Below are 9,150 nucleotides of genomic sequence, written 5' to 3'. Positions count from 1 at the left end.
TCGCTTCGGCAAGGGCAGCGGGCGAACTTGTGGCGCAGGCAGCCAGGCTTGCGGGCGCGCCCATCGCGGCGCCCGAGAGGATGGCGCGGCGTGTCAGTCTATATCCCATGGTCTTGCTCCGGAATTTGTGTGGCATGTTCGATTGTGATCGGGCCCGCGAGTGTCCGCAGCGCCAGAGGGCCGCCTTGCGGCGTCAAGGCGGAGACCAGCATCAGCGCGGATGTGACGAGCAGGTAGAGGCCAAGTGCGCGGCGCAGATGCACAGCGTTGAGGCTGTGCGCCATCGCGACGCCCCAGGGCGCGGTGATGAGGCTCATCGAAATGATGGCGAGCGCAGCGATGACATTAACGTATCCGATGGATCCGTAAGGCAGGCCGGTCTCGCCAAGTCCGCCGAGGACGCTGCCGATGGTGCCCGGCACAGCAATGATGGTGCCGAACCCGGCAGCCGTGGCGACCGCGCGGTGCATTGGCTGGCCGCTGAGCGTCATGATCAGCACCGCGGGTGTGCCACCGCCGATGCCGAGCAGCGTGCAATAGCCGCCAAGAAAGCTTCCAAGACCGCCGCGCAGCATGCCGGTCGGCATGTGATCTGTCACCGGGCCATTGCGCGTCAGCACCGGGAAAAGGAAATGCCAGGCCATGATGAACACCCCGACGCCAAAGGTGATCTTCAGCGCCTGGCCGTGCATGTATTGGGCGAGGATCAACCCCAGGACAACCCCCGCAACGACCCAGGGCGTCCAGCTTTTCAAGATCTCGAAATCGACCGCGCCGCGCCGCGCATGCGCCTCGACTGACCGCAGTGAGGTGAAGATAATCGTGGCGAGCGATGTGCCGATGGCAACGTGCATGATCTTGTCGCCGTCCCCGCCCGTGCCGAGCAGGGCCAGCACCGAGGCAAGCGCGGGGACCACGACAAAGCCCCCGCCGATGCCGAACAGGCCGGCCACGAAGCCCGCAAGCGCGCCGGCTGCCAGCATGGCGCCAATGAACATAAGAGTGTCGCCCGACATATCCAATCCCGGCTCCCGCCGGAAATCCGGCCTGAACCCGGCCTACGCCTCTGCTTACCGCGCGCAATTCGGCGGGGCAGGAAATGGCGCCAAAGGCCCTGTTTGAGGCAAAGGCGATCGTCATTTGAGCAGACAGGCGACAAAACTTGGGCAGACTGCCGGGCCTTGATCTTGGCGCGCCAATCGCCCACCTATGGGGCATGGCCAGACGTCCCCGCCCGAAACCCGTGAAACTCTCCGACGCCGCTGCCGCGCGTGTTCGCGGCATCATGGATGAGCGCGGACTTGGCTACCTGCGGGTTGGCGTCAAGAACGGCGGCTGCGCGGGCATGGAATATGTCATGGACTATGCCGCCGCGCCCGAGGCGCTGGACGAGGTGGTCGACGACAATGGCGTCACCATTGTGATCGACGCCAGGGCTGTCTTGTTCCTTCTGGGCAGCGAGCTCGATTACGAGATCACGCCGCTGCACGAGAAGTTCGTGTTCCGCAATCCGAACCAGACCGACGCCTGCGGCTGCGGCGAGAGTGTCACGATCGTGCCCGCCGCGGCGGAATGATTGTTCGCAGCTTTGCGCCGGTTTCGGCGCCGGATGCACGTGTCCTGATCCTTGGCAGCATGCCCGGTACCGCCTCGCTGCAGGCGGGCCAGTATTATGCACACCCCCGCAATGCCTTCTGGCCGATCATGGGCGCGCTCTGTGGCGCGCGGCCAGACCTGCCGTATACGGACCGTGCAGTTAAGCTCAAGGGAGAGGGCGTCGCTGTCTGGGATGTGCTGCAGGCCTGTAAGCGCGAGGCCAGCCTCGATGCCAGTATCTGCGGCGAAGTGCCGGCCGCGGCCGAAGCGCCCGCCCGTATTGCCGCGCTATAGGCCGAAGGGGCCAGGATCCGGGGCCAGGATCCGGGGCCAGGATCCGGGGCCAGCCGCCCGGCGCATGTGTCTTGCCCGCCGGGCGAAGGCAGAAAGATACCTCTGAGGTCTGATGATTGAGGAGAGAAAGTTATCATTCCTCCAAATGCCAGGGGCCCGGCCTCAGTGCGCGGCGGCAGGGCTGGACCTCCCGTCACTTTCGAAACGTATTCGGATCAGATGCCCCGCCCCCCCCGCAGCCTGGGAGGTGCGCGAGTTCAGGCTTTCCCGTGTGCCGACAGATTGTCCGCCATGGGTTTCGCTTCGGAACCGTTCGGCGGGTCCGGGATCAGGGTTGCGCGCCGCGCCGGCTCGCCTGTCGCTTCAGCGACGAGTTCGCCCGTGCGGGTTTCCACCGCTTCGGTGAGGCGGGCGATGAATTCTTCCTTGGGCAGGCCGGGCGGGATCGGATTGAGGAATTCGATGACAGCGGTGCCGGAGCGCCTGGGCGATTCCTGTTGTTGCCAGAAGACGCCGATATTCGTGGCGACCGGCACGACCGGCACGCCCATCGCCTCGGCCATGTGCCAGACGCCGGACTTGTATCGGAAATGATAGCCGACGGGGGCGAGGTGGCCCTCCGGGTAGATCAGCACGCGGCGGCCGTCTTCCCTGGCCTTTTCCATGCCGTTGGCGAGGGAGGAGGCTTTCTTCTCGCCGCCGCCGCAGGTGTCGATGACGATGGCGCCGAGCTTCTTCAGGATCCCCCCCACGAGCGGGAAGCGTTCGAGGTGGTCGCCGGTCACGAAGGCAAGGTCTTTCACTTCCGGATAGACGAGAAAGCCGTCGCCCCAGCTCTGGTGCTTTGCGGCGATGACGAACGCGCCTTCCGGCAGGTGCTCGCGGCCACGCACTTCCTTGCGGATGCCGGCGATGAGGCGCAGCGCCAGGTTCATGGCGCGCGTGTAACTCCTGATGATGGCGCGCACCGGTCCGTGGCCCGGCCAGGCGAGGAAAGGCAGCGAGACCAGGACATAGACGAGCGACAGCACCCAGTAGGCTATCTGGAAAAGGGTTCCACGCATGAAGGGATGCTCCGTAGACGAAGGATCAGGCAGATTGCAGCACGGCAAGCACGGCGCGCGAGAGGGCCGGCGCGTGCTGCGACAGGGGGCCGGGCAGGCGGTTGTAGATCTTGTTCTGACCGGCCTGCATCACCACGCCAAGCGCCATGGCCGTCTTCAGGGCGGGGTCGCCTTTCGGGATCGCGCCGGCGGTCATCAGCCCGCTGATGATCCGCTCGGTCACCGAGACAGGGTCGTCCTCGCGGCGCTTGTCATAAGGCAGGTAGCGGTTCAGCGAGACGAGGTGGAAGGAGAAGAGGAGGAAGTCCTCATCTGCCAGCGTGCAATAGGCGAGCACGGCGGCCTGAACCTTTGTGTCGAGGCTGCCCTTGCCGGAGAGGGCTTGGGTCAGCATCTGCGACAGGCGGTGGTGCGTCGCCTGGAAGAGGGAGAGCGCGAGTTCGTCCTTGCCCTTGTAGTGGCGATAGAGCGCGCCTTCAGACACGCCTGCCTTGTCGGCGATCTCGCGCGTGGTGGCAGCGTCGACGCCTTCATGGATGAACAGTTTCAGCGCGGCGCGTTCAATTTTCGGCTTTGCATTGCGCACGCGCGGCTTCTTGTCCGGCTGTTGCGGCGGCAGGGGGGCGGATCTGGCCATTCGGAAAGTCTCCGTTTTCAGCCCCGGACATATCACGCGCACCACCGTTTTGCAAGTGATCATTCGCTCACTTATTGGCAAATTCGTGAACGCCTCATAAACCATTGAGCGCAGGCGCGGCGCGGGCGCCGCGGCGGGCGGCTTATGGATTCTGCATGGAAGGCTCGCCGTTTCCGGCAGGGGCCTCTCAGGCGAGCACGTCGATCCGGTAGCTTTCGATGACGGTGTTGGCGAGCAGCTTCTCGCACATTTCCTTCACACGCTTTTCGGCGTCCGCCTTGGCGAGGCCGTCCTCGAGTTCCAGCTCGATCACCTTGCCGACGCGGGCGGCTTCGACTTCCGCGTAGCCCATGCGGGCGAGCGTGTCGGCGACGGCCTTGCCTTGCGGATCCAGCACACCGGCCTTCAGGGATACGTGAACGACGGCTTTCATTTGCTTCCCCCGGTGAAGCTGACGACATTGTCCGTGTCACCCGATTCCTTGATGATCCCAAGACGGCGCGCCACTTCGGCATAGGCTTCGGTCACCCCGCCCAGATCCCGGCGGAAGCGGTCCTTGTCCAGTTTTTCGCCGGTCTTGTAGTCCCACAGGCGGCAGCTGTCCGGGCTGATCTCGTCGGCCAGCAGGATGCGCGGCATGTCGTGATCGTTCTCGAAATAGCGGCCGAACTCGATCTTGAAATCGACGAGGCGGATGCCGGCGCCGGCGAACAGGCCGGACATGTAATCATTGACGCGCAGGGCGAGGGCGATGATGTCGTCGTATTCCTGCGGGGTGGCCCAGCCGAACGCGGCAATGTGTTCTTCCGAAACCATCGGGTCATGCAGCGCATCGCTTTTGTAGTAGAACTCGACGAGCGGGCGCGGCAGCTGGTGGCCTTCGGCGAGGCCGAGGCGGGTCGACAGCGATCCGGCCGCGATGTTGCGTACGACGACCTCGAGCGGGATGATCTCGACCTTGCGGATCAGCTGCTCGCGCATGTTGAGGCGGCGGATGAAGTGGGTCGGGATGCCGATGGCGCTCAGCTGCGTCATGATGAATTCGCTGATGCGGTTGTTCAGCACGCCCTTGCCGTCGAGCACGGCTTTCTTCTGGGCGTCGAAGGCCGTTGTGTCGTCCTTGAAATACTGGATCAGCGTGCCGGGTTCCGGCCCCTCATAGAGGATTTTCGCTTTTCCCTCATAGACGATGCGCCGTTTGCTCATCTTTATCCGGCCCTTCCTGCAGTCCTTGGGATGCCTGGGCCGGCGGAATCACCGGTGAGCATGCCTGAAGGCGCGACTGTTACGCCAAGTCGGGGGCAGAAACAATTATTGCGAACAGGCGCCCCGCGCACCTATATGACCGTCAAATCAACAACGCCTGGCGCAGAAAAGGGTAATTCCATGAGCTCATTCGATGATCGTGAACGCGCTGAGGAAGCCCGCTACGCCATGGACCAGCAGTCCCAGATGCGGGTCACGGCCCGCCGCAACAAGCTTCTCGGCCTCTGGGCGGCTGGCCTGATGGGGGTCGGCGGCTCCGATGCCGAGGTTTACGCCAAAAGCGTCGTCGTGGCCGATCTCGAGGAAGCCGGCGACGGCGATGTCATCCGCAAGGTTCTGGCTGACCTCACGGCGGCCGGGATTACCCGCACCGAAGCGCAGATCAAGGAAGAACTCGCCCGCCTGCTTCCGGTCGCCCGCGAGGAAATGACCCGCGAAGCCAAGGGCTGAGCCGGGGCTCAGCCCGCGTTGTTGCCGCGGCCTTTGCCGGGCGTAGCCTGGTAGGTATCGCTGCATTGCGGCGTGTCATGCCCGAGCGGGGTGAAAGAAATGCAGTTGAACTGCGTGCCTGCGCCGTCGCGGAACAAGGGCTTGCCGTGCCAGGCTTCCATTTGCTTCTTGCCCGTCCAGGTGCTGATCATCACCTTGCCGGCAGTCTGGGGAATGCCGGGATCGCCCGGTTGTGTGGCATAATAGGGCACACCATCGACGAACCAGGTGATGCCATCCGGGCGCCATTCGAAGGCGTAGAGATGCGGCGCGTCAGCTGCGTCGAAGGGCAAATCAAAGGTTGCGGGCTGGGTAGTCTTGCCCTTGCGGAAATAGTTGAAGTGTATCCTGGTCGTGTCCGAGCCCAGAAACTCGATATCGACCTCGTCATGCGGATCGCCGAACCAGGCGCCGGTATAGGTGAAGAAGGCCGTGACCAGGCCTGAACCGCGCGCCGGCTGCATCACGGCTTCGTAGCGGCCATACTGGTAGGTCTTATGGGACTGCATTTCGGCTGCGCTGTAGGGCGCCGGCGCGCCCGTGATGCGGCGCACTTCCAGGAAGGCGCCGCCATTGCGGGACTGGACGTTCTCTGGAACCCAGTCGCCGCCATAGAAGGTATCAAGGTTGCCATGGTCAGACGCGCGGAATACCGGGTCTTCCAAAGGGGCGTTGAGGCGGGTGAGGAAGCCGCCGCTGCGCGGCTTGCGGGGCTGCGTCCAGCGGGCAACTGGCTCTGGCGCCGGGCCAACCTTGGCCGGACGGATCCAGGGATAGAAGTCAGGTTCGCTAACCATAGCGGATGTTCCCGCCTCATCGGCCGGCTTTTCAATTGACACAGAACCGGACAGTTCGGGACGGGTTTCAGTTGCGGGCGGGCGTAGCAGCAACAGGGCCAGCGCGAAAACCACAGACCAGCTCGCAAGTACGAGTGCGTCAGCGCTGCCATCCGCGCTGCGCCAGGCCGTCCTGGTGTCTGGATTATGCTCGTCCAAGGCCCGGGTTCCCGTCTTAACGCTTTGCTAACCAGCAAAATCTGCGCCAGCCGGGACGCGCTCAGGCGGCGGAGCCGCCATCGGGCTCAGGCGCCGTGAGCACCGCCCGGTTGCGCATCATGAACAGCGGCACCGAGCCGATGGGCGTGATTGCCCAGTCGAGCGGCTGGTCATGGGCCTCGGCAGGGACGCGGTCGATCTGCTGGGCGGCGTAGGCCACCGCGCAGGCAAAAGCCCGGCCCTTGGTACGCAGCACGGTGAGCGCCTGATCATAGTGGCCGCGGCCATATCCCAGCCGGTTGCCGAGCGTGTCGAAAGCCAGCAGCGGCGTGAGCACAAGCGTGGGCGTTGCCACCGGCGCATCTTCCGGAGGTTCGGAGAGGCCGAAGCTGCGCCGCTCCAGCGGTTCGCCGGCAGACCAGAGGCGCCAGCTTATACCGTCCTTCGTCATGCGGGGCAGGCAGGTCTCCGCGCCGGCCCGGGCCAGCCGGTCAAGCAGCGGCATCGGGTCCAGTTCTTCGTTTTTCGGCACATACGCAGCGACGACCGGGCCATACCGTTCAAGCAGTTTCATCGGGAAGATGGCAGCGAGCTTTTCGGCGGCATCTGGATCACGTGCAGCGGCTTCTGCGCGTAGCGTGCGCATGCGGTGGCGCAGGTTTGTCTTGTCGTCCTCGATGCTCATGGGGCCTTCTAGCGAGGCTTTACCGCGCCGTCACCGAAGAAGGGACACAAGAACCGCAATCGCCGCCGGGCACATTTCACTCCCGTCGACCTAGAGACTAGGTGGGCGCCGGATGAGCCGAGGCCACAGCCCCGACCAGAGTGCCAACTCCCTGACGGTAAGTAAGGTCGCTGGAGATCAGTCCCTGCGCGCGTCGCAGCCCTTGTGAACTATCAATGTAGCGGGCCGCGGGGCTGCTGGGAAGGGGCCTTCGGCGGGGCCGAAATCAGGGTGTCACATCGAAGGCGTAGAGCAGGGTGCGCTGGACCGGCGCGAAGTTGTCGTCCGAGACGATCCAGAGGCGCAGTTTGCCCGAATCCAGCAATTCGGCGGCCAGGCCCTCGAAATTGTCAGTCAGTGCGGGGCGCGAAAGGGTCAGCTGGTTCGCCTCGCCGGGCCCCCAGGTCAGGACGGACCGTGCACCCCGGATGGGATCAAAGGCGCGGTAGAGGTAAATCTCGCGCGCTGCGCCGCCGGCCAGCGCCGCCGCGTCCATGGCCACGAGGGCAAAGCCTTTGGGGTTGGCGGCGCCCGCGCCGGTCCATTCCGCTTCGCCCGATGCGCGCACGCGGCTGATCGGCGAGAGGCTGCCCGAGGCGCCCTCGAAGCCGGCGAAGAGGCCTCCGTCCGGGGTCATCATCAGGGCTTCCGGACCCTCGTTGGCATCAATCGCCTGTCCGTTGGACGTGCCCGGCAAGCGGGCGATTTCCACAGCTTTTGCACCGGCGCCGCAGGCGCCGACGGCAAAGGCCTCAATCCGGAAGTCGCGCTCGAAGCTGACATAGGCAATGCCGTCCCGCGCAGTGAGGCCCTCGGCGTCATTCTCGGCCTTGCCGGACAGGAACTGACCGTCTGCGCCGCGCATGTAGCCGATGGTTGCCGCGACGGGCGCACTGTTCTCGAGGCTGATGCGCACCCATCCTCCCGCGTCGGTGATCGCCAGGAGGCCAGTCGCGTCTTCGAGGGCGAGGCCCGAGAGGCCGCCGAAATTCGGATCGTCCGCGCCGAGTTCCCAGCCCCCGGCAAGCTTCGCGCCTTCCGGCAGGCGCCCGGCAATTACCTCGGCCTGTTTTGCATTGAGGGCGGTAACCGTCATCTCCAGCGGCAGGAAGCCGCGTATCGGCGCGCCGCCATCCGGGCAGGACGCAGCCCGGATGGCTTCGGCAGCAGCGGCAGAATTCCACAGGTTCGCGGAGGGGGCGGCGCCCGTCGCACGCGCCGCAGCCGGCTCGGCATCCGTTTCGGGAGCCGCGCAGCTGACAAAGCCCAGAAGGACGGCGGCAGACAGAAGGTGGAGCGAAATTTTCATCGAAGGCCTTGGTGCGGTGCAGGTGGCTGGCGGGTCTCATCGCAGCGGGGCCAGAGGATAACAGAACCCGGACCTTTTCATGGCTGCGATGCCACTGTGGTCTGGATTTAGATTCCGAACTCTTTCAAATGGTGGCGATGAGTCAGATTCCGCTTGCCCGCCGTTCCCCCATTCCGCCCGAGAATTGCAATCTCGCGCGGACAATCGGGATCGTGGGCGATCGCTGGACGCTGCTGATTCTGCGCGCGGCGCTTTACGGTGTGCGCCGGTTTGACGATTTCCAGGCTGAACTCGGGTGTCCGCGTACGGTTCTCTCCGGCCGGCTCAAGATCCTCGTCGATGCCGGCCTGCTGACAAAGAAGACCTACAAGGTGCCCGGCAAGCGCGCGCGGCCCGAATACGTGCTCTCTGCGATGGGCCTGTCGCTGCGGCCGATCCTGATTGGCCTTACGCAGTGGGGCGATATCTGGCTGGGCGCCGGTGAGCCGCCGCCGATCAGCTTCACCAAGGCGGGCTCCAAGACGGCGATCCGCGCCGCCTTCGTGGACCCCGATGGCAGGGAAGTGCGCCCGGACCAGATCCGCGCTGTCCTGCGGGGATAGACCCTGCGCCCGGGGCGCAGCCGACTTGTTTTTTGGCTCTTGCAATGGGCGAGCCTTCCGCTTATCCCCACCGCTCTGCCGGACACGGCAGTCATAACCACTTCAGGATGCGGGCGTAGCTCAGTGGTAGAGCACAACCTTGCCAAGGTTGGGGTCGAGAGTTCGAATCTCTTC

General features: G+C 64.7%; 11 protein-coding genes, 1 tRNA gene and 1 pseudogene. 5 read left to right on the top strand and 8 right to left on the bottom strand.

The features are described 5' to 3' along the window. Positions 1-98: 98 nt before the first annotated feature. Positions 99-1,016: a sulfite exporter TauE/SafE family protein gene (locus tag WEA77_RS00175; RefSeq protein ID WP_368065853.1), complete on the bottom strand. Its 918-nt coding sequence runs from the start codon at positions 1,014-1,016 to the stop codon at positions 99-101. Between the two features lie 200 nt (positions 1,017-1,216). On the opposite strand from WEA77_RS00175, the gene WEA77_RS00170 reads away from it, so the two are divergent. Both WEA77_RS00170 and WEA77_RS00165 read left to right on the top strand, forming a co-directional pair. Next, positions 1,217-1,576, top strand: a complete 360-nt coding sequence (locus tag WEA77_RS00170) for a HesB/IscA family protein (RefSeq protein ID WP_368065854.1) — start codon at positions 1,217-1,219, stop codon at positions 1,574-1,576. Further along, a pseudogene (locus tag WEA77_RS00165) lies at positions 1,573-1,848 on the top strand (DNA-deoxyinosine glycosylase); the annotation flags it as partial. The gene WEA77_RS00170 and the pseudogene WEA77_RS00165, both read left to right, overlap by 4 nt. 299 nt (positions 1,849-2,147) lie before the next feature. On the opposite strand, the gene WEA77_RS00160 reads toward WEA77_RS00165, so the two are convergent. The 4 genes from WEA77_RS00160 to purC all read right to left on the bottom strand — a co-directional run bounded on the left by WEA77_RS00160 (position 2,148) and on the right by purC (position 4,797). Then, on the bottom strand, positions 2,148-2,954 hold the full coding sequence (locus WEA77_RS00160; RefSeq protein ID WP_368065852.1) for a lysophospholipid acyltransferase family protein: 807 nt from the start codon (positions 2,952-2,954) through the stop codon (positions 2,148-2,150). A gap of 25 nt (positions 2,955-2,979) precedes the next feature. After that, complete coding sequence (locus WEA77_RS00155; RefSeq protein ID WP_368065851.1) at positions 2,980-3,591, bottom strand: TetR/AcrR family transcriptional regulator; 612 nt, start codon at positions 3,589-3,591, stop codon at positions 2,980-2,982. Positions 3,592-3,778: 187 nt separating this feature from the next. Further along, positions 3,779-4,024 carry a phosphoribosylformylglycinamidine synthase subunit PurS gene (gene purS / locus WEA77_RS00150; RefSeq protein ID WP_368065850.1) on the bottom strand — a complete coding sequence of 82 codons (246 nt, stop codon included), beginning with the start codon at positions 4,022-4,024 and terminating at the stop codon, positions 3,779-3,781. Then, positions 4,021-4,797, bottom strand: coding sequence for a phosphoribosylaminoimidazolesuccinocarboxamide synthase (gene purC, locus WEA77_RS00145; protein ID WP_368065849.1), 777 nt, complete (start codon positions 4,795-4,797; stop codon positions 4,021-4,023). Before purC ends, purS begins: the two co-directional genes overlap by 4 nt. 180 nt (positions 4,798-4,977) lie before the next feature. Here purC and WEA77_RS00140 point away from each other — a divergent pair, with 180 nt between their 5' ends. Further along, positions 4,978-5,307 (top strand): DUF1476 domain-containing protein, encoded by a 330-nt coding sequence (locus WEA77_RS00140; RefSeq protein ID WP_368065848.1) that lies wholly within the window; start codon positions 4,978-4,980, stop codon positions 5,305-5,307. A gap of 8 nt (positions 5,308-5,315) precedes the next feature. On the opposite strand, the gene WEA77_RS00135 is transcribed toward WEA77_RS00140, so the two are convergent. The 3 genes from WEA77_RS00135 to WEA77_RS00125 form a co-directional block, all read right to left on the bottom strand. Continuing rightward, positions 5,316-6,143 carry a family 16 glycosylhydrolase gene (locus WEA77_RS00135; RefSeq protein ID WP_368065847.1) on the bottom strand — a complete coding sequence of 276 codons (828 nt, stop codon included), beginning with the start codon at positions 6,141-6,143 and terminating at the stop codon, positions 5,316-5,318. Between the two features lie 259 nt (positions 6,144-6,402). Beyond that, complete coding sequence (locus tag WEA77_RS00130; protein WP_368065846.1) at positions 6,403-7,026, bottom strand: 5-formyltetrahydrofolate cyclo-ligase; 624 nt, start codon at positions 7,024-7,026, stop codon at positions 6,403-6,405. 265 nt (positions 7,027-7,291) lie between these two features. Next, entirely contained in the window at positions 7,292-8,374 is a 1,083-nt protein-coding gene (locus WEA77_RS00125; protein WP_368065845.1) for an esterase-like activity of phytase family protein, read from the bottom strand. Positions 8,375-8,511: 137 nt separating this feature from the next. Between WEA77_RS00125 and WEA77_RS00120 the strand changes: the two genes are divergently transcribed. Then, a complete protein-coding gene (locus WEA77_RS00120) occupies positions 8,512-8,976 on the top strand; it encodes a winged helix-turn-helix transcriptional regulator (RefSeq protein WP_368065844.1) in 465 nt (154 codons plus the stop codon). Positions 8,977-9,093: 117 nt separating this feature from the next. After that, positions 9,094-9,150: transfer RNA gene (locus WEA77_RS00115), tRNA-Gly, on the top strand.

Origin of the sequence: Hyphomonas sp. (assembly GCF_040882205.1) — a bacterium.
GTDB lineage: Bacteria > Pseudomonadota > Alphaproteobacteria > Caulobacterales > Hyphomonadaceae > Hyphomonas.
The sequence above is the reverse complement of the archived record's forward strand: the minus strand, read 5'-3'. Positions and strand labels throughout refer to the sequence as shown.